Source organism: Streptomyces peucetius, from assembly GCF_025854275.1.
Lineage (GTDB): Bacteria > Actinomycetota > Actinomycetes > Streptomycetales > Streptomycetaceae > Streptomyces > Streptomyces peucetius_A.
This window is the reverse complement of the sequence record NZ_CP107567.1, coordinates 7164595-7189705: the sequence shown is the minus strand read 5'-3', so window position 1 is coordinate 7189705 and position 25111 is coordinate 7164595. Positions and strand designations below refer to the sequence as shown.

22 protein-coding genes and 3 pseudogenes are annotated in these 25111 nt (G+C 72.6%); 16 read left to right on the top strand and 9 right to left on the bottom strand.

Annotation, left to right across the window (positions count from 1 at the left end; genetic code table 11):
• Positions 1-13 precede the first annotated feature (13 nt).
• From OGH68_RS32440 to OGH68_RS32430, 3 genes are read left to right on the top strand one after another with little or no spacing between them, the layout of a single operon-like run.
• On the top strand, positions 14-412 hold the full coding sequence (locus tag OGH68_RS32440) for an ATP-binding protein (protein WP_264248963.1): 399 nt from the start codon (positions 14-16) through the stop codon (positions 410-412).
• The gene (locus OGH68_RS32435) at positions 409-1416 is read left to right on the top strand and encodes a SpoIIE family protein phosphatase (RefSeq protein WP_264248962.1); all 1008 of its coding nucleotides are present in this window, start codon (positions 409-411) and stop codon (positions 1414-1416) included. Before OGH68_RS32440 ends, OGH68_RS32435 begins: the two co-directional genes overlap by 4 nt.
• Positions 1413-2759 (top strand): PP2C family protein-serine/threonine phosphatase, encoded by a 1347-nt coding sequence (locus OGH68_RS32430; RefSeq protein WP_264248961.1) that lies wholly within the window; start codon positions 1413-1415, stop codon positions 2757-2759. Before OGH68_RS32435 ends, OGH68_RS32430 begins: the two co-directional genes overlap by 4 nt.
• Positions 2760-2864: 105 nt before the next feature.
• Here the strand turns inward: OGH68_RS32430 and OGH68_RS32425 are convergent, their stop codons facing one another.
• The gene (locus OGH68_RS32425; protein WP_264248960.1) at positions 2865-3290 is read right to left on the bottom strand and encodes an STAS domain-containing protein; all 426 of its coding nucleotides are present in this window, start codon (positions 3288-3290) and stop codon (positions 2865-2867) included.
• A gap of 334 nt (positions 3291-3624) precedes the next feature.
• On the opposite strand from OGH68_RS32425, the gene OGH68_RS32420 reads away from it, so the two are divergent.
• Entirely contained in the window at positions 3625-4509 is an 885-nt protein-coding gene (locus OGH68_RS32420; RefSeq protein ID WP_264248958.1) for a hypothetical protein, read from the top strand.
• A gap of 72 nt (positions 4510-4581) precedes the next feature.
• Here OGH68_RS32420 and OGH68_RS32415 read toward each other — a convergent pair whose 3' ends face one another.
• From OGH68_RS32415 to OGH68_RS32405, 3 genes are all read right to left on the bottom strand, one after another.
• Complete coding sequence (locus OGH68_RS32415) at positions 4582-4767, bottom strand: DUF397 domain-containing protein (RefSeq protein ID WP_264248957.1); 186 nt, start codon at positions 4765-4767, stop codon at positions 4582-4584.
• The gene (locus OGH68_RS32410) at positions 4764-5621 is read right to left on the bottom strand and encodes a helix-turn-helix domain-containing protein (RefSeq protein ID WP_264248955.1); all 858 of its coding nucleotides are present in this window, start codon (positions 5619-5621) and stop codon (positions 4764-4766) included. The genes OGH68_RS32415 and OGH68_RS32410 overlap by 4 nt, the downstream gene beginning before the upstream one ends.
• A 181-nt stretch (positions 5622-5802) precedes the next feature.
• Positions 5803-6819 (bottom strand): multicopper oxidase domain-containing protein, encoded by a 1017-nt coding sequence (locus OGH68_RS32405; protein WP_264248954.1) that lies wholly within the window; start codon positions 6817-6819, stop codon positions 5803-5805.
• Positions 6820-7015: 196 nt separating this feature from the next.
• Between OGH68_RS32405 and OGH68_RS32400 the strand changes: the two genes are divergently transcribed.
• From OGH68_RS32400 to OGH68_RS32370, 7 genes are all read left to right on the top strand, one after another.
• Complete coding sequence (locus tag OGH68_RS32400) at positions 7016-9505, top strand: ThuA domain-containing protein (protein ID WP_264248952.1); 2490 nt, start codon at positions 7016-7018, stop codon at positions 9503-9505.
• Positions 9506-9558: 53 nt separating this feature from the next.
• Entirely contained in the window at positions 9559-11712 is a 2154-nt protein-coding gene (locus OGH68_RS32395; RefSeq protein WP_264250396.1) for an OmpL47-type beta-barrel domain-containing protein, read from the top strand.
• A gap of 176 nt (positions 11713-11888) precedes the next feature.
• On the top strand, positions 11889-12911 hold the full coding sequence (locus OGH68_RS32390; protein WP_264248951.1) for a 3-oxoacyl-ACP synthase III family protein: 1023 nt from the start codon (positions 11889-11891) through the stop codon (positions 12909-12911).
• A complete protein-coding gene (locus tag OGH68_RS32385) occupies positions 12908-13663 on the top strand; it encodes a glycosyltransferase family A protein (protein WP_264248950.1) in 756 nt (251 codons plus the stop codon). Before OGH68_RS32390 ends, OGH68_RS32385 begins: the two co-directional genes overlap by 4 nt.
• A 71-nt stretch (positions 13664-13734) precedes the next feature.
• Positions 13735-15219, top strand: a complete 1485-nt coding sequence (locus OGH68_RS32380; RefSeq protein WP_264248949.1) for a class I adenylate-forming enzyme family protein — start codon at positions 13735-13737, stop codon at positions 15217-15219.
• On the top strand, positions 15216-16559 hold the full coding sequence (locus OGH68_RS32375) for a cytochrome P450 (RefSeq protein ID WP_264248948.1): 1344 nt from the start codon (positions 15216-15218) through the stop codon (positions 16557-16559). Before OGH68_RS32380 ends, OGH68_RS32375 begins: the two co-directional genes overlap by 4 nt.
• Positions 16556-17479 carry an NAD-dependent epimerase/dehydratase family protein gene (locus OGH68_RS32370; RefSeq protein ID WP_264248946.1) on the top strand — a complete coding sequence of 308 codons (924 nt, stop codon included), beginning with the start codon at positions 16556-16558 and terminating at the stop codon, positions 17477-17479. The genes OGH68_RS32375 and OGH68_RS32370 overlap by 4 nt, the downstream gene beginning before the upstream one ends.
• Positions 17480-17510: 31 nt before the next feature.
• Here the strand turns inward: OGH68_RS32370 and ligD are convergent, their stop codons facing one another.
• Positions 17511-18527 carry a non-homologous end-joining DNA ligase gene (gene ligD, locus OGH68_RS32365; protein ID WP_264248945.1) on the bottom strand — a complete coding sequence of 339 codons (1017 nt, stop codon included), beginning with the start codon at positions 18525-18527 and terminating at the stop codon, positions 17511-17513.
• A gap of 54 nt (positions 18528-18581) precedes the next feature.
• Here ligD and OGH68_RS32360 point away from each other — a divergent pair, with 54 nt between their 5' ends.
• Positions 18582-19652 carry an ATP-dependent DNA ligase gene (locus OGH68_RS32360; RefSeq protein WP_264248944.1) on the top strand — a complete coding sequence of 357 codons (1071 nt, stop codon included), beginning with the start codon at positions 18582-18584 and terminating at the stop codon, positions 19650-19652.
• Here OGH68_RS32360 and OGH68_RS32355 read toward each other — a convergent pair.
• Positions 19641-20885, bottom strand: a pseudogene (locus OGH68_RS32355) (lytic murein transglycosylase). The gene OGH68_RS32360 and the pseudogene OGH68_RS32355 sit on opposite strands and share 12 nt — an antisense overlap.
• Here OGH68_RS32355 and OGH68_RS32350 point away from each other — a divergent pair.
• A pseudogene (locus OGH68_RS32350) lies at positions 20829-21008 on the top strand (ATP-binding protein); the annotation flags it as partial. The pseudogenes OGH68_RS32355 and OGH68_RS32350 sit on opposite strands and share 57 nt — an antisense overlap.
• Positions 21009-21248: 240 nt before the next feature.
• On the opposite strand, the gene OGH68_RS32345 reads toward OGH68_RS32350, so the two are convergent.
• Complete coding sequence (locus tag OGH68_RS32345) at positions 21249-21788, bottom strand: hypothetical protein (protein WP_264248943.1); 540 nt, start codon at positions 21786-21788, stop codon at positions 21249-21251.
• A 602-nt stretch (positions 21789-22390) separates the two neighbouring features.
• On the opposite strand from OGH68_RS32345, the gene OGH68_RS32340 reads away from it, so the two are divergent.
• The 3 genes and pseudogenes from OGH68_RS32340 (at position 22391) to OGH68_RS32330 (ending at position 24023) form a co-directional block, all read left to right on the top strand.
• Positions 22391-22708 carry a hypothetical protein gene (locus tag OGH68_RS32340; protein ID WP_264248941.1) on the top strand — a complete coding sequence of 106 codons (318 nt, stop codon included), beginning with the start codon at positions 22391-22393 and terminating at the stop codon, positions 22706-22708.
• A 109-nt stretch (positions 22709-22817) separates the two neighbouring features.
• A pseudogene (locus OGH68_RS32335) lies at positions 22818-22976 on the top strand (PucR family transcriptional regulator); the annotation flags it as partial.
• A gap of 789 nt (positions 22977-23765) precedes the next feature.
• A complete protein-coding gene (locus tag OGH68_RS32330; protein WP_264248940.1) occupies positions 23766-24023 on the top strand; it encodes a hypothetical protein in 258 nt (85 codons plus the stop codon).
• Positions 24024-24117: 94 nt separating this feature from the next.
• Here OGH68_RS32330 and OGH68_RS32325 read toward each other — a convergent pair whose 3' ends face one another.
• Together OGH68_RS32325 and OGH68_RS32320 are read right to left on the bottom strand one after the other, a co-directional pair.
• Positions 24118-24510, bottom strand: coding sequence for a DUF2550 domain-containing protein (locus tag OGH68_RS32325; protein ID WP_264248939.1), 393 nt, complete (start codon positions 24508-24510; stop codon positions 24118-24120).
• Positions 24511-24570: 60 nt separating this feature from the next.
• A complete protein-coding gene (locus OGH68_RS32320; RefSeq protein ID WP_264248937.1) occupies positions 24571-25005 on the bottom strand; it encodes a YchJ family protein in 435 nt (144 codons plus the stop codon).
• Positions 25006-25111: the final 106 nt, after the last annotated feature.

Here is a 25111-nt window from a genome sequence, read left to right as displayed (position 1 = left end):
AGCGGCGACCTCTGTGCGCACCGAATGCCCGGTGCGCACGGAGGAGGACCTGCTGGCCGCCCGGCACGCCGTGCGGGCGGCCACGCAGCAGCTGGGTTTCAGCCTGGTCGACCAGACCCGCGTGGTCACCGCGGCCAGCGAACTCGCCCGCAACGCCTTCGTCCACGGCGGCGGCGGCGTGCTGTCGCTGGAGGGCGTTTACGGGACCGCGGGCGTCGGCCTGCGGCTCGTCGTACGGGACGACGGGCCCGGCATCGCGGACCTCGACGGAGCCCTCACCGACGGTTTCACCACGGGCGAGGGCCTCGGGCACGGCCTGGGTGGAGCACAGCGCCTCATGCACGAGTTCGAGGTGCACTCGTCTCCGGGGCAGGGCACCACGGTGCGCGCGGTGCGGTGGGCCGGCCGTTGAGCAGCTACGAGTACGCGCGCCTGCCCACCGCGCAGATACCGATCGACCACTACAGTGCCGTGCACCTGGCCGCCACGCGCGCCCGTGAAGCCGCCGTCCACTGCGGCCTCACCGGGGCGCTGCCCGACAAGGCGGCCGCGGTGGCGAGCGAGTTGGCGAGCAACCTCGACAAGCACGCGACCGACGGCATCGTCTACGTGCAGCCGCTCGCCCTCGACGCCGGACTGGAAATCATCGCGGTCGACCGGGGGCCGGGCATGGAGCGGCTGGAGCGCTGCCTCGCCGACGGATTCACGACAACGGGCACACTCGGTACGGGACTCGGGGCCGTGAAACGGGTCGCCTCGGTCTTCGTCGTCCGAACCCAGGTGCCCGGCGGCACGGTGGTGGCGGCGCGGATCACGGCCGCCGACCAGGACCCTCCGGCGTCGGGGGCCGGCGCGGTGTGCCTGCCTGCCGACGGCGAGCAGGAGTGCGGGGACGGCTGCGCGGTGTTCGACACGGACGTCGGACGCACGGCCGTCGTCGTGGACGGGCTCGGCCACGGCAGTGAGGCAGCCCGTGCGGCACGCGGCGCGCTGCGCACCTTCCGGGGCGTGTGCGACCAGCCGCTGCCCGAGATCATGAATGCCTTCCACCGGGCGCTGCGGCACACACGCGGCGCGGCTGTCGGCCTGCTGCGGCTGCGGCCCGGTGCCGCGGAGTTCTGCGGGGTCGGCAATGTGCGGCTCTGCGTGCTGTCGCGGGACGCGGCTCAGCGCCGGTTGGACGGCCGGCCGGGAGTCGTCGGGTGGAACCTGCCGACACCGCAGGTGCGGTCCGCTCCGGTGGCGCCGAACCAGGTGCTCGTCCTCCACTCCGACGGCATCGAGGCCCGCTGGTCGCACGACCCTCCGCCGTTCCTCCTCCGTCTCCCCGCCGAGCTTCTGCCGGCAGCTCTCGCGCATCGCTACCGCCGGTCACGGGACGATGCCTCCGCCCTCAGCCTGACAGGACTGCGATGACCGAGCGTGTGTGGCGAAGTGGCCCGCTGACGGACCTTGCCAGTCTGCGCCGGGCTGTGCGTGGCCTGGCCGCGGTTCACGGCGTGCCCGTCGAGACCCGCGCCAGGCTCGCCGTGTCGGCCGCAGCGGTGGCACGGCCGTCGCTGGCCCTGGGCCGTACCGTGCACCTGACGGCGCTGTACGTGCCCTGTGACGGACGGTCCGGCCCACGGACGCTCAGCGTGCGGCTGGACCACGCCGCCGAGGCGGGGCCGCCGCAGGGACTCCCCCTTCCCGCGGCGGCGTCGGACGACGGGGCGGTGGTGTGGGACGTCCCGCTCGCCGTGCCGGCGTTCGAGGATCCGGCCGCGGCCGACGACGCCGACGATCCGACGGAGCAGGAGGTCGCCGCCGTCCTGGCCGCCTCCGACGCCCTCTCCGCCGACCATCAGCGGCTCAAGGACGAGCTGGACGAGACGAACAGCGGGGTGCTCGCCCTCTATGTCCAGCTCGAGGAACGCGACGAGCAACTGCGCCGTGCCCACGGCCAGATGTTGCGCGCGCTCGAGGACGCGCTGCGTCCCGCGCCGCTGCGGGTGCCGGGGCTGGAACTCGCCGTGCACTACGCTCCCGCCGACACCGACGCGCCGACCGGCGGCGACCTGTACGACTGGTTCGTCCTGCCTGACGGCAGCGTCCACATCACGATCGTCGATGCGCTGGGACACGGGGTGCGCAGCACGGGCTCCGCGCTGAACGTCACGCATGCCGTACGGACGCTGGCGCTGGACGGCTGCCCGTTGAAGTCCGTCGTCGGGCGGGCCAGCGACGTGCTGAACGGTGTCGACCCCGAGCTGATGGCCTCGGTCCTCCTCGCCCGGATCGACCCCGCGACGGGCGAGATGCTGGTCGCCAACGGAAGCCACCCGCCCGCCCTGGTCGTACGCGCCGACGGCGGCGCCGAGTTCCTGGAGGCCCGGGGCCGCGGCGTGGGCTACCCGCTGCCGGGGAGCGAACAGGTCCTTCAGACCCACCTCGACCCGGGGGACCTCGTGGTCCTCTACACGGACGGTCTCACCGAGAGCCGCAGGGACCCCTTGGAGGGCGAGCGCCGTCTCATCTTCTCTGCCACCAGGCATGCGAGATCCCCCATCGAGGAGATTCCGGGGGCGCTTGCGGCGGACATGCACACAGTGGTCCTGCACGCCGACGACACACTGGCTCTCACCCTGCGGTGCACAGGGGTGGACGGGGACGCGGGCGCTGCGGCGGCAGCCGGCGCCGAGGCAGGTCCCGGCCGCGGCACGGCCGCGGACCGGGGCGCGGCGCGGGGCCCACACGGGTCCCGTGCGGGCGTCGGCTGACCCGCCCGGTAGAGCCGACGGCTCCGGGCGACGGACCACCGGTCACCGGACGGGGCAGGGCGGCGGTGCCCGGCCACGGGGGCCGGGCACCGGCCCTGTTCCCGGTCAGGTGGGCAACCGCCCACTCGGCCTGTCGTCCTCGTCCCCCGCGACGGGGACGAGCCCCGTGGCCCCGCGCACCTGGGCCAGGGCCTCGTCCACGTCCGTGTGCAGGGGTGTGGTCAGATTCAGTCCGGTTATCTCCAGCAGCCGGCCCACGGCGGGGGTCGGCGCCACCAGATGCAGGTCGCCCGCCAACTGCCGGGCCTCCCTGGCGCCCTTGATGAGGACGTTCAACCCGGACGAGTCCATGAACGTCAGGGACGACAGGTCGAGCACCAGATGTCGGCGGCCGTGCAGGAACTGGTTGGCCATGTGGTGGTGCAGAAGCGTGGCGGTGTCCACGTCCAGTTCGCCCCCGACGACCAGGATCGCGGTGCCGGGGTCGACGATCTCCACCTCGACGTCCAGGGTCTCCTGTTGCGCAGTCATGTCTGTGTCACTTTCTGCGAGTCGGTTCCGGCAGCGGCCCGGCTGCGGACCGGCTTCGCGTTGTGGTGCCATCCGGGTGCCGGTCCGGGACGGGGTGTCCCCGACGGCCGCTTGCCCTTGCAATCGCCCGGGAAACGTCCACGCGGACGTGATCTCCGCCCGCCCCTGGCGCAATCGCGTTGCGACGGCGCCGCGGGTCCGGCAGGATCCGTGCCCATGACGACCAGAAGGGCGCATGCCGCGTAGCCGCCTGCCGCTGCCCCGGGGGCGCGCGCCGCCGGACCGGCCGATCCGTACGCCAGGTCCATCAGCCACCGCCGAGGAGCACCGCCGCATGCCCACCCCTGCGCACACCACTTCGCTGACCCTCTACGCCCGGCTGCCGCGTGCCCACGCCCAGCAGCACGTCCTGCACAGCACCGTGGACGCCTTCGGCCGCGCCCACTGGCTGCTGAGTGGCGCTTCCCGCTCGGAGGGGACCCCTTACGACGCGATGGTCGTCACCGTCGACGACGGCCGAGTCCAGGAGACGCACCTGAGTGCCGTGACCGCACGCCATCCGCTGCTGGACGCCCTCCCCGACGGGGGTTTCGTCGTGGCGGACGCCCGGCGCCGGGGCCGGGCCGACCACGTCCAGATCTTCGACACGCTGGGCAGGACCTCCTGGGCGTTCGCCGTCGGTGACGGCATCGAGCATCTGCTGGCCGACGAGAGCGGCGACCTGTGGGTGGGGTACTTCGACGAGGGAGTGTTCGGTGACGACGCGCTGGGCCACGCCGGTCTGCGCCGCTGGTCGTCCACCGGCGAGCCGCTGTGGGAACTGCCGCCGTCCACCGCCGGTGGATGCATGGCGGACTGCTACGCCCTGAACGTTCACCGGGGAGAGGCCTGGGCGTACTACTACACCGACTTCCCGCTGGTCCGTGTACGCGCCGACGGCTCGGTACGCGTGTGGGACTCACCGGTCGCAGGGGCGAAGGCGACCGCCGTCCACAGCGGCGCTGTCGCCTTCTTCGGCGGCTACGGCCAGGAGCAGGACCGGCTCGTGCTGTGCACGCCCGCCGAACGCACCGCCGCCCCGTATCTGCACAGCACGCTCGTCCGGCCCGACGGATCGCCCGTCGGTCGCCGCCGGGTCGTCGCCCGCGGCTCGCGCCTGTTCGTCCAGGCCGATCCGTACACCGCGTGGGAGGTCTGGGACCTGGCCGCCGCCTCCTAGGCCGGCCCCGGCGACGGCGGGCGCCCCGGAGCCGGCGAGAAACCGTTCCCGGGGCGCCCGCCTGCGGGGTCGTCAGGCCTCCGTGGCGTACGAGACGAAGCTCGTCCACGAGGCGGGCGAGACGGCGAGCTGAGGGCTCCGCTCGACCTTGGAGTCCCGGACGTGGACCGTCCCGGGCGTCGTCGCCACCTCGATGCAGTCGTCGCCAGAGCTCCCGCTGTAGCTGCTCTTGAACCAGGCCAGTTGTGTGGTGCTCATGCTGCTCCTCGCATCCGACGCAACAGGCCCCCGGATTCCTCCAACGAGAGGGCCTGTGACCGCATCCTGGCATACCGCATGTGGAGCATGCTGACCACTTTGGGCTCCGAGATGAACTGGCCGCTCTCCTGGCCCTCGCAGTACGCGAACCACTTGTTGTCCGGTGTCTCCAGTAGGCGGATCGGCCCGTCGAGCCCGGCGTGCGTGACGCGTGACTGCGGCATGACCTGGACCTCGATGTTCCGGAGTTCCGCCAGCGCGAGGACGCTGGGCAGCAGCTCCGCGCACGCCTCCGCGCCACGCCGGAGCACATGCTCCTCGACGATGAAGCTGAACGCCGTGTTCGGGCGCTCCCGCAGCAGCCGCTGACGCTCCGTACGCGCCGTGAGCCGTTCCTCGATCTGCTCGTCACCGAGCGGCGGAAGGCGCTCCGAGAACAGCGCACGCGCGTACGCCTCCGTCTGCAACAGGCCCGGGACCAACCGGCACTCGTACGTGTACAGGTTGACCGCCTCCGCCTCCAGCTGCGCCCACTGGCGGAACCAGCTCGCGATCCCCGGCCGCCGCGACAGGTGTTTCGCCGCGCCCCTCAGCACCCCGAACGCGTCGAGTACCTCTTCCGCCCGGTCCACGAAGTCCATCGGCGGGAAGCGGCGCCCCTGCTCGATCGACGCGACCGTCGGCACCGAGTACCGGACCTGCGGCGCGAACTGCTCCTGTGTCAGCCGCGCCCTCCTGCGGAGCGCCTTGACGACCTCCCCGAACGTTTTGAGGCTGTCGGAGCTCTCCGGCTCCGTCCCGTTCGCCGTCCGCCCGTTGTCCCCCACAGCGATGCCGCTGTCGCCTGCCGCCATGCCGCCCACCTCCACGTACCGTGCCGCAACTCCCCCATCGTCACGCGCGGTCACGAGCCGTGTCCACCGAGCGTACCCGTACGCTGACGCAGCGTACGGGTACCTGGGCTGGCGCACGGGGCGGGCCGTATGCCGGAAACCGGGCCCGGGTTGCCTCCGGGCAGCCGCCGCCCCACCAGCCTCAGTGCGCGTGACCACCCTCCTCCGAGCCGGCGTCCGAGCCGGCGGCCGTCGGATGGTGCGGTTCGTAGCCGGGGATCGTGCCGTCCGGTTTGGCGACGAGGAAGAGGCCGGCCATGCCCATGTCCGAGTGGCTCTGGACGTGGCAGTGGTACATCCAGGCGCCGGCGCCCACGTGTTCACCGGCGATCACCTGGAAGCCGAAGGAGTCGGCGGGGCCGGTGATCTTGTTGTCGATCACCCGGCTGACGTCCTCGGGGCCGGCGAGCAGGCCGGTCCTGTTGTCGGCCCAGCGGTGACCGTGCATGTGGAAGGTGTGGTAGTACTCGCCGTGCGTGATCATGATGATCTCGACCCGGTCGCCCACCGTGGCGAGGAAGTCGGGCGGGTCGGCGGCCGGCCGGTTGTTGATCGTCATGTCGTTGAAGACGATCGTGAACTGCTTGTCGGGCAGGATGTCGTCCTTCCTGCGCACCACCAGCGGACCGTACAGGCCCTTGCGGATGCCGCCGGTGCCGTGGTCGGTGCCCACCACGTGGTCGTGGTAGTGCCAGTACCCCGCACTGCCCGGCCGCCAGGTGCCGTCGGAGCGCCTGCCGGGGGTGTGGGTGCGCCAGGTGTAGGTGCGGGTGGCGCCGGGTTCGACATGGCTGCGGCTCATCTTCGTGCCGTCGTTGGCGATGTCGTAGTCGACGCCGTGGGGGTGCAGGCTGACCGGGACGTCCATCAGGTTCTCGAACTCGATGTGCAGCGTGTCGCCTTCGACGAGTTCGATCAACGGACCGGGAATGGTCGCCCGGCCCTTCTCCAGGCCGTATCCCATCTGCCCGTCGGCCAGTTTCTCGGCGTACAGCTGCAAGTGGCGTATCTGACCGCCCGCTTGGGCAGTCTTGGGTGCGCCCTTCGCCGGGGCGGGGGCGGCATTGGAGGCGGAAGCGACCGACAACGATGTCACTCCGGTGGCCGCCGCGGCGGCGCCGCCCGCGAGGAGGCGCCGGTTGAAGCTCCGTCTGTCCATGTCGAACTCTCCGATCGTCGGCAGAGATTGACGGGGCGTACTGACCCCGGGGGACGGCCCACACGGTAGCCGGGCGGTCCTTGTTTCTCCACAGTCAGGACAAAGTTCGTTCGGATTGCAGTCATACCTATTGGCGAACCGCGAAAAGAGGTCTAGCTTCAACGGCTGTTGTGACCACAGAGGGATGGGTGACCACATGCAGCGCGCACCACATCACAGGTCCGGAAGAACAAGATCCCTGAAACGCCCCCTGGCGGCGGCCCTCGGCGCCGGGGCCCTGACCGCCTCCTTGCTCGCAGGGGGCGGCGTCGCCGGCGCCGCACCGCATCCGGCACCGCCGACAACGTTGTCCCTTCCGTCGCCGCCGGGCGGCGCGAATGTGCGGGTGCTGGTGTTCCACGCGTCCGCCGGCGCGGAGTCCCCGACCGTCGACGCCGGTATCGCGGCGATCGAGAGGATCGGGGAGACCGGGCCGGTGGCGGGCCGGTTCAGAACGGAGGCCACCGACGACCCGGCGGTCTTCACCGACGCCAAACGGCTCGGCCGGTTCAACGCGGTCGTGTTCCTCACCGGCGGCGGCGATGTGCTCGACCCCGCGCAGGAGGCCGGTCTCGAGTCGTACCTGGAGGCGGGCGGCGGCTTCGTCGGCATCCACGACGCGGCGCGCACCGAGCCGTACTCGGACTGGTTCACCGGCCTGATCGGGGCCCGGCCGACCGGGGCGCCCAGCAGCACGCAGCGGGCAGTCGTCGAGGTCGGGGACCGGGTACATCCGGCCACCAAGTCGCTGCCGCTGGAGTGGAAGCGGCCCGACAAGTGGTTCAACTGGGCACAGAACCCCTCGGGCACGGTGCACACCGTGGCCCGGCTCAAGGAGAGCTCGTACACCCCGGCGGCGAAGCCGGGCGGCTGGGACCACCCGGTCTCCTGGTGCCGTGACTACGACGGCGGCCGGTCCTTCTACACCGGGATGGGCGGCACGGTCGAGACCTTCGCCGAGACCGACTTCCGCGAGCATCTGCGCGGCGCGCTCGCCTGGACGTCCCGTCTCTCGCAGGCCGACTGCAAGGCCACGATCGACGCCAACTACACGGCGGAGCGGGTCACCAAGCCCAATCAGCCCGGCCAGAACGACCAGATCGGCGAACCGCACGGCCTGGTCGTCGCCCCCGACGGGCGGGTGCTCTACATCGGTCGCGGCGGAGCCGACTCGAGCGTCCCGGTCGTCCGCGACTGGAACGACCCCGACATCGGCAAGGGCAACGGCGAGGTCCACGTCTACGACCCGGCGACGAAGAAGGTCACCAAGGCCGGTGCGCTGACCGTCTTCGGCAACAAGGGCGGCGGCGACGAGCTGGTCAAGAACGAGGAGGGGCTGCTCGGGATCGAGCTGGACCCCGACTTCATGACCAACGGCTGGGTGTATCTGCACTACACGCCCCACTCCGAGATCAACCGTGACACCCACATGGCCGAGCGACGGGTCTCCCGCTTCACGCTCGACCTCGCCACCAACCGGCTGGATCTCGCGAGCGAGAAGGTGCTGCTGCACTGGCCGGTGCAGATCCACAGCTGCTGCCACGCGGGCGGCGGCATGGCCTGGGACTCGAAGGGCAATCTGTACATCGCGACCGGCGACAACAACTCGTCCGGCTTCAGCGGCGGTTACTCGGGCAACAACCCGGAGCCGAACTTCCAGGGCGTCTCCTTCGCCGACGCGCGCCGCACCGCGGGGAACACCAACAACCTCAACGGCAAGATCCTGCGGATCCATCCCGAGGACGACGGCACCTACACCCTCCCCGAGGGGAATCTGTTCACGGGTGAGGAGACCGCGGAAGGCGGCGGCAAGACCCGCGGCGAGATCTATGTGATGGGGGTGCGCAACCCGGCACGCATCTTCGTCGACAAGCAGACGGACATCCTCTACGCCGGCTGGGTCGGCCCGGACGCAGGCGCCCCCTCGACGACCTGGGGTCCGGCCAAGTACGACACCTTCGCCGCCATCACCAAGGCCGGCAACCACGGGTGGCCGTACTGCATGGGCAACAACCAGCCCTACCGCGACCGCAATCTGCCGGACCCGTCCCAGCCGCTCGGCTGGTACGACTGCGACGCCCCGAAGAACGAGTCGCCGAACAACGACGGTCTGGTGAACCTGCCGCCCGTCACGCCCAACACCATCTGGTACTCGCCGCAGGGCGGTGGCGTCGACTACCCGCGGGACGAGAACGGCATCCCCAGCTACAAGCAGGAGGAGCAGAAGCTGCTGCTGCCGTGGCTCAAGGGCGGCGGCCAGGCCACCATGAACGGCCCCGTCTACCGCTACGACGCGTCGAGCGGCTCGGAGGTCAAGTGGCCCGAGTACTGGGACGGCAAGTGGTTCGTCGGTGACTTCTACGACGGCGACCAGCCGCGCCACGCGGTGCTGACAGACCCGAGGACCGTCGGCAGGGGCGGCCTGCCCGTGCACGCCGAGTCCCTCAAGAAGATCGTCCCGGTGGGCTCCGGCGGCATCCGCAACCTCATGGACTGGAAGTTCGCACCCGACGGGTCGCTGTACGTCCTGGACTACGGGCGCGGATTCTTCACCTCCGACTCCAACTCCGCGCTGTGGCGCGTGACCTACCAGGGCGGCGGGGCGACCCCCGCCGCCGACCAGCTCGCGAGGAAGGCGGCGCAGTGAGCTTCAGACACCGGGCCACGAGCCTGTGGACCGCCCTGCTGGCCGCCGTGGTGATGGTCGTCGGACTGACGTCCGCGGCCGCGTACGGCAAGCCGGCCGAAAGCCAGGAGGCCGCCGCCGAACAGGTGCTCACCTGGACGGCCGGTGACCCGATCGACAAGTACCTGTCCTTCCCGGCCACCGCGGTCGCCGGCCCCGCGACGATCGTCTTCGAGAACAGCGCGGCCACCGGCAACACCACCGGCATGCCGCACACGCTGACGTTCTCCGTCTCGGACGTCGAGTTCAACAACGACGTCCAGCTGAACCTGCTGGCCAACCCGAACGACGACATGGGCGGCAGGCACACCGCACAGGTCAACCTCACCGAGGGCCGGTACTTCTACCACTGCACCATCCCCGGCCACGGCACCATGCAGGGCATCCTGACCGTCACGGCGGGCAGCAGTGAGGACACCACCGCGCCGGTCACGACGGCCAGCGTGGACGGCGACAAGAACGCCGACGGCGCCTACATCGGTCAGGCGGCCGTCACCCTCGCGGCGACCGACGAGGGGGCCGGCGTCGACAAGATCGAGTACGCGGTCGGGGCGGACGGCCCGTGGCAGCCGTACACGGCGCCCGTCATCGTCGACCAGGTCGGCTCGCACACGATCCGCTACCGCGCCTACGACAAGGCGGGCAACGTCGAGGCGGCGAAGTCGGTGGACTTCACCGTCGCCGCTCCGCCGACCGACGACACCACCGCGCCGGAGACCTCGGCCACGGTGAGCGGCGAGAAGGACGCCGAAGGCCGGTACCTGGGGATGGCCACGGTCACCGTGACCGCCTCCGACACGGGCTCGGGCGTCAACACCGTCGAGTACGCGCTCGGGGACGGTGCCTGGCGGCCGTACACCGGGCCGGTGATGGTGCACGAGACGGGTGCGCACACGGTCCGCTACCGGGCGACCGACAAGGCGGGCAACACGGCCGCCGAGAAGTCGGTGCAGTTCACGGTCGTCGAACCGCCGGCCGACGACAACGAGCCGCCGCAGACCACCGTCGGCGTCGCGGGCGACCAGAACTCCGACGGCGCGTACATCGGGCGGGCCACGGTCACCGTCGTCGCGGTGGACTCGGGAGGCTCCGGCGTCGAGCGGATCGAGTACTCCCTGGACGGCGGCCCGTACCTCGCCTACACCGAGCCGGTGATCGTCGACCGGGTCGGCTACCACACGGTCCTGTACCGGGCGACGGACAGGGCGGGCAACACCTCGGAGGCGAAGAGCGTCTCCTTCAGTGTCGCCGAGGGCGGCGGTGTCCCGGCACCCAACTGCCCCGAGTACGACGAGCGCACGACGGTGATCGTGGGCACGGTCGACACCGGCATCCCGAACCGGATGACCGGCAGCCGCTGCACCATCAACGAGCTGATCGAGGACGAGAAGGACTGGTCCTCGCACGCGCTGTTCCTCAAGCACGTGGACGAGGTGCTCGACACGCTCGTCGAGGAAGGCGTCATCGACAGCCGCGAGCAGCGGGAGATCATGCGCGCGGCCAGGGAGTCCGGTATCGGCAAGCCCGGACAGACCCACGGCTACCGCAAGATCTTCGACGGCACAGAGGACACCTTCAATCAGTGGCAGCACGTCGGCGGCGGCAAGTTCTCCCTGGCCGAGGACGGCGCCATGACCAGCAGCACCACCGTGCCGGGCATGGGCATGCTGTGGTTCCCGCAGCGGCAGTACGGGGACTTCTCGCTGAAGCTCCAGTGGCGCGACGACGCCCCGGGCTCGGGCAACGCCAACGGCGGTGTCTTCGTGCGCTTCCCGAACGTCCACGACAACCCGGAGGAGTCGCGCCCCGAGTGGGTCGCCATCAAGTACGGCCATGAGGTGCAGATCCTGGACCGCCCGGACGGCGACATGTACAAGTCCGGCTCGATCTACGGCTTCGACCGCGTCGGGCTCGCCGGCGCCGGGGTCACGCCGAAGGGCACCTGGAACGACTACGAGATCCGGGTGGAGGGCCAGCACTACTCGGTCTTCCGCAACGGCAAGCTGATCAACGAGTTCGACAACACGGGCGGCCAGGTGTTCGAGCCGCCGCGGTCCGACGACCCCGGCACGGACGGACGGCGGTACGCCACCGGCTACGTCGGCCTCCAGGTCCACGGCACGACGGACGTGATCTCCTACCGCGACATCAGGATCAAGGAGCTCTGACCCGGCAGGACCAAGGAACGAAAGGCCCTCGGCTCGACGAGCCGGCTGCCCCGCCCTCCCGTCCGGGACGGCGGGGCAGCCGTGTTCCGCCACCCGTGCCGCTACTCAGCCGCCGGACGCCGGAATTGAGCAGATGTACTCAGGCCCCGCCGTCGGGCCGCTGCGACGATCGCCGCATGCTCAAACACTCGAGCGATCCGCGTCGGCGGGTCGGGATCACCGGCGTCGGCAGCGCGTTGCCGGACGCGGTGCTGACATCGCGCAGCCTCCAGCAGGAGGCGGCCGCGCACTTCGACAGGTCCCTGCCCGACACGCTGCTCACGCAGGCCACCGGCATCGAGACCCGGCGCGTCGCGGCCCATGACGAGTACGCCTCGACGCTGGCGGTGCGCGCCGGCCGCCGTGCGCTGGCCGAGGCGTCGCTCGATCCGCACGACATCGATCTGCTGCTGTTCGCCTCCGCGTCGCGCGACATGGTCGAGCCCGCCACCGCGCACATCGTGCAGGCCGGTCTCGGCTCCCGGGCGCACGCCCTGGACGTCACCAACGCCTGCAACAGCTTCGTCAACGGCATCGACGTCGCCCGCAGCACCATCCTGGCCGGCCGGGCCCGGCGGGCGCTGGTCGTCACGGGCGAGACGCCGACCCGTGCGATACGCCGGGCGCCGGGCGGCTTCGCCGAGTTCCGTGCGGGCTTCGCGGGCTACACGTTCGGCGACGCGGGCGCCGCCGTGGTCCTGGAGGAAGTCGGGCGTGGCGGCATTCTCGACGTGGACACCGAGACGCACTCCGAGCACTGGGAGGTCGGCGGCATCCCCGGCGGCGGCTCGCGCCACCCGCGCGGCGACGAGCACACCTACTTCCGCGGCGACGGCCGCGAACTGCGCGGCGTGTTCGAGAAGGTGGGCGCCTCGGTCGTCGAACGGACCCTGCACCGGGCGGGCCTGGACTGGGACGGCTTCGCGAAGGTGCTGGTGCACCAGGTGACCGTGCCGTATCTGGAGCGGTTCGCCGAGCTGACCGGGGCGCCCGCGGACAAGCTCGTCGTCACCGTCCCCGAGCTAGGCAACATCGCCAGCGCGAGCATCGGTGTGCAGCTGGAGCGGGTGTACGGGGAGCTGGCGGCGGGCGAGCGGGTGCTGTTCGTGGGCCTCGGCGGCGGGATCAGCATCATGACGATGGTCTGGGAGAAGTCATGAGCGCACACGGCGGCCTGTGGGTGGTCGTGCCCGCGTACCAGGAGGAGGAGCGGCTGGCCGGCACCCTGCGCGCGCTGGCGGCGCAGCGGGACCGGGACTTCACCCTGCTGGTGGTCGACAACGGCTCGTCGGACGGCACGGGCGCGGTCGCCAGGGACTTCGCGTCACGGGCGCCGTTCCCCGTGGAGGTGCTCCACGAGCCGGAGAAGGGGGTGGGCTGCGCCGTCGACACCGGCTTCCGGTACGCCATCGAGCGGGGTGCGACGCTGCTGGCCCGCACGGACGCCGACTGTCTGCCACGGCCCGGCTGGACGCGGGCCGCCCGTGCCGCGATGACCGTCGGGCCCGGCCCGACCATGGTGTGCGGGCGCCTCGTCGCCCGGCGCGACGAACACGGTCCGCTCGGCCGGGCCGGGTTCTCGGTACTGGTGTCGCTGGCCGCCCTGTTCGGCCGGCTCCGGCCCGCGCACGCGCGCAGGAACGGCTATCTGGCGCCGTACCGGATGCACGCCGGCAACAACATGGCGATCACCGCGGACCTGTATCTGGCCTGCGGCGGTATGCCGCGCCGCCCGTCGCCGACGGACCGGCTGTTCCTGAACCGGGTGCGGCGGCGGACGGACCGGATCGTGCGCTGCCCGGCCATGGTCGTGGAGAACTCCACCCGCAGGCTCCGGGCGTACGGCATCCGGGGCACCGCCCGCTGGTACCTCGACCGGGGCAGCGACGGACGCGGGGACGACCCCCGCTGACGCGCCCCCTGCCCTGCGCGGACGCACCGCTCCCCCGCTTCCCACCCGTTTCCTACCGTGGACGGCTGATCATGCTCGACCTCCTCGACCACTCACTGCGCTCTGCGCCCGAGCGGCCCGCCGTGCTCGGCGCGACACGCACCGGGCGGACACGGGTGCGGGCCACCCGCGGCGAACTCGCGGAACTGGCGGACGCGTACGCGTCGTCCCTGTACGCACGCGGCCTGCGCCCCGGTGACACCGTCGGTGTCGCGGTGCGTCCCGGCCCCCGGGCGCTCGCCGTCCTGCTCGCGCTGTGGCGGCTCGGGCTGCGCGGCGCCGTGCTCGACCCCGGCGCCGGGCCCGACGTGCTGCGCGCCCGGCTGGCATCGGTCCGGCCCTCGCTGGTGCTGGCCGACGCCGCCGCGCAGGCGGTCGCCGGATGGGCCCGGCCGCTGGCGGCGCGGGCGCGGCTCGCCCTGCCGCCCCTTCAGGAGCTGGGTCCGGTGGCCACGGTCGGCCGCCGGCTGCCCGGTTGCGCACCGGCGCTCGGCAGGGCCGACACACGCCTGCCCGTCCTCGACCACGGCGACGGTGACGCCGTCATCGTGTTCACGTCCGGGACGACGTCCCGGCCGCGAGCCGTCGTGCACAGCCGCTCCGGCCTCGCCGCCGGCATGAGCACGGTCGCCGCGCTGTTCCGTGCCCGGCCGGGCGAACCGGTCCTCGGGGGCACGTTTTTCGTGCTCGTCCCCTCACTCGCGCAGGGCGCGCCGGTCGCGCTGCCCGCGCGCTCGCCGAAGATCCTGGCCCGTCAGCTCCACCGGCTGTCCCCGCAGGGCACGTATCTGACCCCGCCGCAGCTGCGGGACGCCCTGAACGCCGGGGCCCGCTTCACGGGCAGGGTGTGGACCGGTTCCGCGCCGGCCAGTGCCGAACTGCTGGGCCGGACACGGGCGGCGGGCGCGGCGGAGGCGTGGGGGGTGTACGCGCTGACCGAGCTGTTCCCCGCCGCGGCGGTCGAGTCCCGCGACAAGACGGCGTACGACGGGGCCGGGGACCTCGTCGGTGCTCCGCTGCCGGGCGTCGAGGTGCGGACGGAGGCCGGCCAGCTGCTGCTGTCCGGCGCGGCGGCCAGGAACCGCTACCTCGGGCAGGACCCCGACCCGTGGGTGCGCACCGGCGACCGGGCGCATCTGGACGCCTCGGGCCGGATCGTGCTCGAGGGCCGCTGCAAGGACATGGTGCTGCGGCGTGCCGAGAACATCTACCCGGGACTGTACGAACCGTCGCTGCATGTACCGGGCGTCGAACTCGCCGTGCTGGTCGGTGTTCCGGCGGGCGACGGCGACGAACGGCTGGTCGCCGTCGTCCAGCCCCGGCCGGGCCACGACGAGGCCCGGTTGCGGGCCGCGCTCGCCGGGCCGCTGCGGCGGATGGGCTCGGCCCGGCCGGACGCGCTGCTCTTCGCGGACGTGCCGCTGTCCGGCCGCTCACGCAAGCCGGACCGGGCGGCGACGGCGCTCCTCGCGGCGGAGCGCCTGGGCACGGCGGGACGCGCGGGGGTGCGGACATGACCGGGCGTTCGTCCCTTCCGTCGTCGGACCGGCACGGCGGTGGCGGCAGCGGCGACGCCGTATGTCCGGTGACCGCCGGCGGCGGTCCGGACGGCCCGCGCACGAAGGGCGCGGGGGCAGCGGGTGCCGCACAGCCGGCCGGCGGGCGCCCGGCCCACCGAGAGCCGGGCCGTGCCCGGGCTCGCGGCACCGGACACGCGCGGGCGCGGCGCCGTGACCGCCGGGTGTATCTGCGGGCCCACCCGCTGCTGTTCGCCCTGCTCGCCGCCACCCGGGGCCGCCCGGTGCGCCGGATCGGCCGCACCGTGCTCGTCCACGAAGCGGACGCCTGCCGCGAGGTGCTGACCCGGCTGCCGCTGGACCGTACGGCGCCGGGGACCACCGGCGGCGCGGCGCGGTCGGCACTCGGCGCGCGGAAGGCCAAAGGCACCCTGAACACCGGGAACACAGGGGACGCCGGTGTCCTGTTCGACCAGGACGGCGACGCCCACCGTGCGCTGCGGCGCACTCTGGCACGCGACCTCGGAACGGCGGGCGTGGACGAACTGCGGGCGCTGTGGCGGCCGTTGATCGCACACCGCCTCGAACCGCTCGCCGCCGGCGGCACGGTGGACGTCGTCGCACTCGCCCGGGAGCTGGCGGGCACGGTCGTCCGCGCACTGCTGGGCTCCGCCGCCGCTCCTCAGGCGGTAGCCGCGGCCGCCGCGGAGGTCGCCGCGCTCTCGGTCCGGGGCGAGCTGCCCGGCCTGCCCCGCCCCGGCGCTCGGGCCGCCGTCGCGCGGGCGACGGCCCGGCTGCGGCACCTGCTGGGCGACGGGGACAACAGGGGCGACGAGGCGCTGTCCGCGATGGTGGCCGTCGCGGCGGTGAACACGACCGTCGCGGCCCTCCCCCGGGCAGCCGCCTGGTGCGCGGACGCCGGCCTGTGGGAACAGGCCGCGGACGACACGCTGCGCCGGAGCCTGGCCGGTGAACTGCTCCGCGTCACGGCCGCCTCTCCGCTGCTGCCCCGCGTCGCGGCGGCTGACGGCGTGGCCGGCGGGTGCCCGGTGCGCTCCGGTGACCGGCTGCTGCTGGTCGCCCGGCACGCCGTCGGCGCACACGCGAGCGGCCCGGACGCGCTCCGCCCCGCGCCGCCGGGCGTGGCCCGTCTGGTCTTCGGTGCCGGGCCGCACACCTGTCCCGGAGCGGGCCTCGCCGGGGCGCTGCTGGAGGACCTGCTCGCGGCGCTGGCCCCGTACCGCCCGGCCGTTGTGCGGGCGCGGGCCGACCGCCGCGCGGCCCTCCCCGGCTGGCGGACGCTGACGCTGCGTGCCACCGCGGGCCGGGGGCAGCGGTGACCGCCGGGCTCCGCGTCGCCGTGACCGGTGCCTCCGGCTTCTGCGGCGGCCATGTCGCACGGGCCGCGGCGGCGGCCGGCGCGGAGGTGGTGTGCCTGGGACGCCGGCCGGGGCCGACGGGCGCCTTCCGGTTCTGGGACGCCGCGTCGGGCGCCCCGGACCTGTCCGTCACCGACCTGGTCGTGCACTGCGCGGCAGCCGTCGGCGACCCGGCGCCCGGTTCGCCCGCGGAGGCGCGGATGCACGCGGTCAACGTGGAGGGCACCCGGCGGCTGCTGGAGGCGGCCGGCGGCCGGCCGGTGGTCTGGGTGAGCAGCGCCAGCGTCTACGATCCGCGCGCCGGCCGTGCCCTGGTCCGGGAGGACCATCCCCGGGCCGGGCACCTCAACGCCTACGGGCGCACCAAGGCCGCCGGTGACGCACTCGCACTGGCGGCCGGCGCGGTGGTGCTGCGTCCGCGAGCCGTGTACGGGCCCGGTGACACGCAACTCCTGCCGCGCCTGCTGTCCCGCACCAGGGCGGGAACGCTGCTGCTGCCGGGCCCGGACGTACGGCTGAGCCTCACGGCGGTCGAGAACCTGGCCGACGCGTGCCTCGCCGCGGCCGGCTGGCCGCCCGGCGCGTACAACATCGCCGACCCGGGGCCGTACGCGAGGGACGCTGCGGTACGGGCGGTGCTGCGCGCCCACGGGGTCGCGGCCCGGATCGTGCATGTGCCACCGGGGGCGGCCCGGGTGGCGGCCGTCGCGGCGGAGGCCGTCGCCCGGCGCCGGCGCCGCGAGCCGGCGCTCAGCAGGTACGCGGTGGACCAGCTCGCCCGCACGGTCGTCCTCGACGTGACGCGCGCGCTGGCGCAGGGCTGGCGGCCGCGCAGGTCACTGGCCGACTACCTCGCGGCCCCGGGGCCGCGGGCGTCCTGAGGCCGGACCCCTCAGGAGTCGCCCCGGCGGCTCAGCCGTTGGCCGGCTTCTTCGCTCGGCTCGGTTGGACGCGCTTGGGCTCGCCCGGCATCTTCGGGTAGTCGGGCGGGTAGGGAAGATCGCCCATGCCGTGGTCGCGTTCGTCCTGGCGCGACAGCTCCAGCAGACCCTCGAGCGAGAAGGCGTGGTCGTCCATGTCGGCGTGCACGTCGCCGACTTCGGCGAAGCGGCCGGGCATGGTGGCGATGTCGAAGTCGAACGGTGTCACGTCGTCGAGCTCCTCCCAGCGCAGCGGCGCGGAGACCGGGGCGTGGGGGCGGGGCCGTACCGAGTAGGCGGAGGCGATGGTGCGGTCGCGGGCGGTCTGGTTGTAGTCGACGAAGATCCGCTCGCCGCGCTCCTCCTTCCACCAGGCCGTGGTCACCCGTCCCGGCATCCGGCGCTCCAGCTCCCGGCCGGCCGCGATGGCGGCGCGCCGCACGCCGGTGAACTCCCAGCGCGGCTCGATCGGTACGTAGACGTGCACGCCCCGGCCGCCGGACGTCTTGGGCCAGCCGCGCAGTCCGTACTCGTCGAGCAGGGCGCGCAGTTCGTGGGCCGCGCGCACGGCGTCCTTGAAGTCGGTGCCGGGCTGCGGGTCGAGGTCGAGGCGCAGCTCGTCGGGGTGGTCGACGGCATCCCTGCGTACCGGCCAGGGGTGGAAGGGCAGGGTGCCCAGGTTGGCCGCCCAGATCACGGCGGCGACCTCGGTGGGACACATCTCGTCGGCGGTCCGCCCGCTGGGGAAGGAGATGTGCGCGGTGGGGATCCAGTCGGGGAGGTACTTGGGGACGCGCTTCTGGAAGAAGGACTCGCCCTCCACGCCGTCGGGATAGCGTTCGAGCGTCGTGGGCCGCTCGCGCAGGGCGCGGAGGATGCCGGGCCCCACGGCGAGGTAGTACTGCGCCACGTCGAGCTTGGTGAAGCCCCGCTCAGGGAAGTAGATCTTGTCCGGATTGGACACCCGTACGGTCCGTCCGCCTGCTTCCAGTTCCACCGCTGCACCCATGTGCGCCACCGTAGGCCGAGGGCGACAAGGCCGCATATCGGGCAGAATCGACCCATGGATCTACCCGTGATGCCGCCTGTGAAGCCGATGCTGGCCAAGTCCGTGAAGAAGATCCCGCCGGGGATGCACTACGAGGCCAAGTGGGACGGCTTCCGGGCGATCGTCCATCGCGACGGCGACGAGCTGGTGCTCGGCTCCCGTACCGGCAAGCCGCTGACCAGGTACTTCCCGGAGCTGGTCGCGGAGCTGCTCGCCAATCTGCCGGACCGCTGCGTCGTCGACGGGGAGATCGTCATCGCGCACGAGGGGCGGCTGGACTTCGACAGGCTGACCGAGCGCATCCACCCCGCCGACTCCCGGGTGCGGATGCTCGCCGAACGGACACCGGCGAGCTTCGTCGCCTTCGACCTGCTGGCGCTCGGTGACGAGTCGCTGCTGGACGCACCGCTCAGCGCCCGGCAGCAGTTGCTCACCGAGGCCCTGAAGAACGCCCGGCCGCCCGTGCACCTCGCGCCGTCGACCACCGACATCGAGGTCGCGCAGGAGTGGTTCGAGCGTTACGAGGGCGCGGGACTGGACGGCGTCGTCGCCAAGCCGCCGGACCTGCCGTACCGGCCGGACGCCCGGCTCATGTACAAGATCAAGCACGAGCGGACCGCCGACGTCGTCGTCGCCGGCTACCGCTTCCACAAGACCGGCCCGGTCGTCGGATCGCTGCTGCTCGGGCTGTACGACGACTCCGGGGGGCTCCAGCACGTGGGGGTCTGCGCGGCGTTCTCGATGAAGCGGCGCGAGGAGCTGGTGGCGGAGCTGGAGCCGCTGCGGATGGACCCGGTGGACAAGCATCCGTGGGCGGCCTGGGCGGAGGAGAGCGCCCATGAGAGCGCCCGGCTGCCGGGGGCGCCGAGCCGCTGGTCGGGCAAGAAGGACCTGTCGTGGGTGGCGCTGCGTCCGGAGCGGGTGGTGGAGGTGGCCTACGACCACATGGAGGGCGACCGTTTCCGGCACACCGCGCAGTTCCGCAGGTGGCGGCCGGACCGGGAGCCCGCCGGCTGCACGTACGCGCAGCTGGAGGAGCCGGTGAGCTACGACCTGGGTGAAGTGCTGAGCCCGTCAGGACGGTGAGCAGGTCCCGTCCGCCGCGGCCGGAGCGTCGCTCGGGCCGGGCGACGGCGCGGACGGCTCGGGGGCCGGTTCGGACGGCGTGGGCGACGGACAGTCGGAGGCAGAGGGGCTCGGGTCCGGCGACGGATCGGGGCTCGGGTCGGGTGAGGGATCGGGACTTGGGTCCGGCGAGGGGTCGGGGCTCGGGTCGGGTGAGGGATCGGGACTCGGGTCGGGCGAGGGGGTCCGGTGAGGGGTCGGGGCTCGGCGCGGGGGAATCGCTCGGTTCCGGTGACGGGTCGGGGGACGGGCCCGGGCCACGGGTCGGTGAGGGGCCGGGGGCCGGTGAGCCGGGCTGCGAGCCGATGATGATCTCGCCGCCGCCGTCCGCGTCTCCTCCGCCGACGGGCTCCTTCGCCGGGCTCCTCCCCCCGGCGCCCGGGCTGACCGGGACCACGCCCTTGCCGTCGGGCACCGGGTGGACGCCCTTGCGGTAGAAGTCGAACCAGGCGAGCACGGTGCGCAGATACACCTGCGAGTTGTTGTAGCTGAGGACCGCCCGGTCCAGGTGGGCCTTCACTGCGAGGCTCCGGTCGCCGGCGCAGAGGTAGCGGGCCGCGGCGAGCGCGGCGTCGTGGACGTTGTTGGGGTCCCTGCGCCCGTCACCGTTCGCGTCCTGCCCCCGGTTCGCCCAGGTGGACGGGATGAACTGCATCGGCCCGACCGCGCGGTCGTAGCGGGTGTCACCGTCCCAGGCGCCGTTGTCGGTGTCCGCGATGTGCGCGAAGCCGTTGCCGTCGAGGACGGGCCCAGGATCGGCGTCAGGGTGGTGCCGGTCGCGCCGACACGGCCGCCGCGTGCGTGGCCGGACTCCACCTTCCCGATGGCGGCGAGCAGCTGCCACGGCAGGCGGCAGCCCGGGTGGCTGCGCGCGGTCCGCGTCTCGGCGCCGCGGTACGCCGCGAGGACGGTGGCCGGAATGCCTGACTCCGCCCGGATCCAGGCCCGTCGGTCGACCGGGGCCGGGCCGGGTGACGGGGCGACGGGCGGGGCCGGTGTGCGCAGCGGCGGCAGCTCCGTGTGGTAAGAGTCGTCGTTGGGTGCCACCGGCCAGCCGCTGTCCTCCACGGCCCGGTTGCGGAGGGTGTCTTGGTCGGCGTGGAGAACGAAGTGCCGGACTGGAATGGCGTGTTGAGCAAGGCGCGCATCGCGGGCGACACCGTTCTCGGCCCCAACTCCCCGTTCCGTCTCCAATACCTTGAGCCCTACGCCGAAGCGGCCCGCACCTGGCTGCACGCCGAGGCCGAAGTCGTCGACACCACACACCTCACACCCGCCCAGGCCGCCCAACAGATCGCAGAGGCCGTCAAGAGATGAGAGCACGACCCTCCGACGCCAAACCATGCAGATGACAACAAGCCTGCCTATGTGACAACTATCCTGCGCAGACGGCTGGCGCCCATCTCCAGCCGGACGCCTTGAACTCCTCCGACAGCGGCAAGATCCCCGAGGGCAGCCCCGGATCCCGCAGCCGCAGCCGGATCAGCACCCCGTAGTCCTCCGGCTGGAGACCGGGCTCGTGACCCAGCGCGCGTCCGGGCCCGGGGCCCTCGGCGTCTACAGGGCGCGCAGCAGGAACTGGGTGGTGGTGTAGCTGGCGCCGCCGGAGCAGGTGTGGCTCTGCTGGGTGGCCGTGTACGTGAACCCGGACGGCACGGAGCAGGCCCACATGCCGGTCGCGGGCTTGCGGAGCAGGAACTGGCTGGTCGTGTAGCTCCCACCGCCGGAGCACGTGTAGCTGCTCATGACCCCGGTGTGGGTGTAGCCGGGCATGGTGGTGCAGGCCCAGAGGCCGTCGGCGGGCGGCTGGACGTAGAACTCGGTGGTCCGGTAGCTGCTGCCTCCCGAGCAGGTGTAGGAGCTGCGGGACGAGGTGTACGTGTAGCCGGACGGGACGGAGCAGGCCCAGAAGCCTGAGGTGGCCCCGGTGGCCCCTGTGGTCCCGGCTTTGGGGGCTTGGGCGATGGTCCCGGCTTCGGCGGCCGGGGCGGCGACGGCCGGGGCGGTCGCCGTGGTGAGGGCCGTGGCGAGGGCGAGGGCGGCCGTCGCCGTGGCGGCGAGCAGCGTGCGGGGCACACGGAAGGTCGTACGCGGCATGGCGGGCACTCCTGGTCGGTTCGTCCATCGGGCAGAGCCAACGGGTGGGGGGCCGACCGGGGGTCTGGCCCGTGCCCCGGCCGCCGCAGGGCGCGCGCCGGAAGACTGTCAGGGGCACGGGCACCCTGCAAGGCCGGTGCCGCGCGGTCCGCTGTCTTCCGGCCGCCACCGGCACCCCGGCCGACCTGCGGGCTGACCGGGGCGCACCGCCCTGCCAGGGCGTTCGGTACGAGTGGAACGGCGGGGTCCGCCCCCCTGGGGCCGTACGGGTCAGCCGGCCGGGGCGTTGAAGTGGACCTCCGGGTTGGCCGCCGTCGGGCCGTCGAGGAGCGGCGGCCCCAACTCCCCGTTCCGTCTCCAATACCTTGAGCCCTACGCCGAAGCGGCCCGCACCTGGCTGCACGCCGAGGCCGAAGTCGTCGACACCACAGGAAGAATGCCCAGAACGAACGTTTGGCCCGATGTACGCGGGGCCGTGATCACAGGCTGACAACGCGTGTCAGCGAGAGCATTCGGGATGAGGTCCCGCGACTGATGTGGCCGAGATTGCTCCTAAGGCCCGTCGTGAAAGTACTGGTCACACGGGTTGTTAAGGTCCAGGCATGACGCGTCTGAAGATCGAGATATCAGTCCCTGAGAGTCACGTGGAGACCGTGATCGAGGCTCTCCACGCGGCAGGCGCGGGACGAGTGGGTGGGTATACGCGGTGCTCCAGCATCTGGAAGGTGACTGGCAACTGGCAGGCCCTGCCCGGCTCACAGCCATACGACGGTGAAGTGGGCGTCGTGCAGCACAGCGAAGAGTGCCGGATCGAATCGGTCTGTGATGCGGTCCAGGCCCGTTCTGTCCAGCAGGCCGTTCGCGACGCCCATCCCTACGAGGAGGCAGTCATTCACTTTCTGCCCCTATATGAGCCGTAGGCGACAGCGGTCGGACGAACCCATCACAGCCTTTCGTTGAGTACTGCGACTGCGGCGCGTTTTGAAAGTGCTGGTCACAGCCACTCGTTGATGGCTGCGACCCTCCGTCTTCGTCGAGCAGGTCCCCTCACCGTCGGCGCCCTCACCGCTGCGCGACGAGATGCTGCGCCGCTTCGGCCGGTTCGAGGCGTACGAGGGACGCAGCCTGGACTCGCTCCACGGCGCCTACCGGCTCGGTGCACGGGTGGCGCTGCGGCGGGCCAAGCGGTCGGCCGGCGGTACACGCGGTCCGGTACACAGTCCGGGCCGCGGTTCCGGCCCCTTCAGCCGTAGCCGGTCCTGGGCCTGCCGTGGCGCCCGTGAGTTGCGGCCGACGGGCCGGATGGTCGCCGGTCGCCGGTCGCCGGTCGCTGATGCCGCCGGGGACGCCACGGCCGAGTGTGTCCGATGTCACCGCCCCTGGCCGCCAGGGGTCCCCGGGCCGGGGTCGTGCGTCCCCCGCCCGCCGTGGGGCCGGGGCAGGGCCGGACGTACCCCGCCGCCTCCGCCACCGGTCCTGACCTGCGCGGCCGCCGCGATGGACCCGGGCGATCGGCTCCACGGAGGAGCCGGCACGGCTCCGGACACTCAACCGACCGGCCGCCCGGGCGGCGAAGTGGACCATGGTCGGCGCGTGGCGAGTGCGGGACATCACCGCGGCCCGGACCGCCGGCCTCAGGACCCGCGGCGATCGGGCCCTCACCCGTTTCGCCGACGTGACCTGCGGAATCGGCTGCGGAGACCGGTTGCCGGCGGCGGTCGTCGCCTCTCGCGTCGCCGAATCACCGATTCGGGTGCGCCGGCGGCGTTCGCGTAAAGTGTGTCGGCGGTGCCGCCGGAGACGGACGGCCGGACGAGGGACGGTGCCCGCCTCTCGTACGACACCGTCCTTGGCCGGCCGGCCCCACCGGGACGCGATCGGCGAGTTGACGGGACCCGGCACCTGCTCACGTGGCAGCTTGCTCCCGCGTATCGAGAAGACAACGGGGCGACCCGTGACGGTAAAGAAGGACTTGACGTGACCGCCTCCCCCCTCGTCCCGGTTCCGATCCCCGACCGTGTCGCGGCCCTGATCGGCTCCTGCATGCCGGTCCACATCCTGCAGGCGGAGATCGACGCCGAGTGCGCCGCACGTGAGGTGGGCCTGTTCCGCGGGCCGCTGTGCGCCGAGGACCGGATGGACAGGGAGCGCGCGCTGTCCACGCTGGCCCGGGCGAACAAGGTCCTCGCCGCCTACGACCCCCGGCTCACGGTCGGACCGCGCCGCGGGCGCTGAACCGGCCGCGGAAACAGCGCCCTTCCCTCCTCGCGAGCAGTCCCGTGCCGCGGTGATGGGGCCGCCGGGACCGCCCGGGCAGCGCCACGCCGGCTCACGCGCTGTCGACGGCCTTCACGACCGGGTCCAGCTCCTGGGGCATCACGGCGATCAGGATGACCTCGTCACCGGCCTCGCACTCCACGATCCGGGATCTCGGGTTGAGCCCCAGCGCCTCCCGCGTCGAGGGCGGCCGGAGCCCCGTGCGGCGCAGACCGGCGGGCAGGGCGACCGTCCGCCCGCCCCAGGACGCCTTCCAGGTGAGCGGACCCGATGCGACGAACAGCCGCCCCGGGCGCCAGCGTGCGCCAGCGGGTCCGCCCTTGAGCATGCACCCGATCCCGGCCTCGTCCCCCGCGGCCACGCCCGAGGAGCGCTGCCGCTGCTTGCGGTGCACCAGCCAGCCGATCAGTGAGGCCAGTGCCCCCAGCAGTACGAGTTCGACCATGCCCGCATTGAAGCAGGTGCCACGGGCCGTTCCGGACGGACCTGACCGCGCGGCCGGCGATCACTCGATGAACGTGCCGTCGACGTACACCCACGCGCCCTTCTGGCGCTCGAAGTTGCTGCGCTCGTGCAGCTCGCCCCGTTTTCCGTGGTGGCGGTAGCGGGCGCGGAAGGTGACGGTGCCGCTGGTGTGGAAGGCGCTGCCGTCCGTGGTGTCGACGATCTCGAGAGACGTCCACTCCATGCCCGGGTCGAGTTCGAGGTGACGGGGGCGGGTCGACGAGTGCCAGGTGCGCAGCAGATATGCCGCGTCGTGGGCGACGAAGGCGCTGTAGCGGGAGCGCATCAGCAGCTCCGCGGTGGGCGGCCACTCCTCTCCTCCGTGGAACCGGCCGCAGCACTCGCCGTAGGTGGCGGGCAGCCCGCAGGGGCAGGGCGAATCTGCGGTGAGGGCGGGAGGGGTGGTGCCTCTGGTGCGCTTGGTTCGTCGGGACATGGCTTCATTCTCCAGCCATTGCGCGAAGGGGCGCATCTGTGGCTTCCGAGTCGCGAGGGATCTCCGTATGCTCCGGCGCCGGAAGCGAAAGTTACCGTCGGTAAGG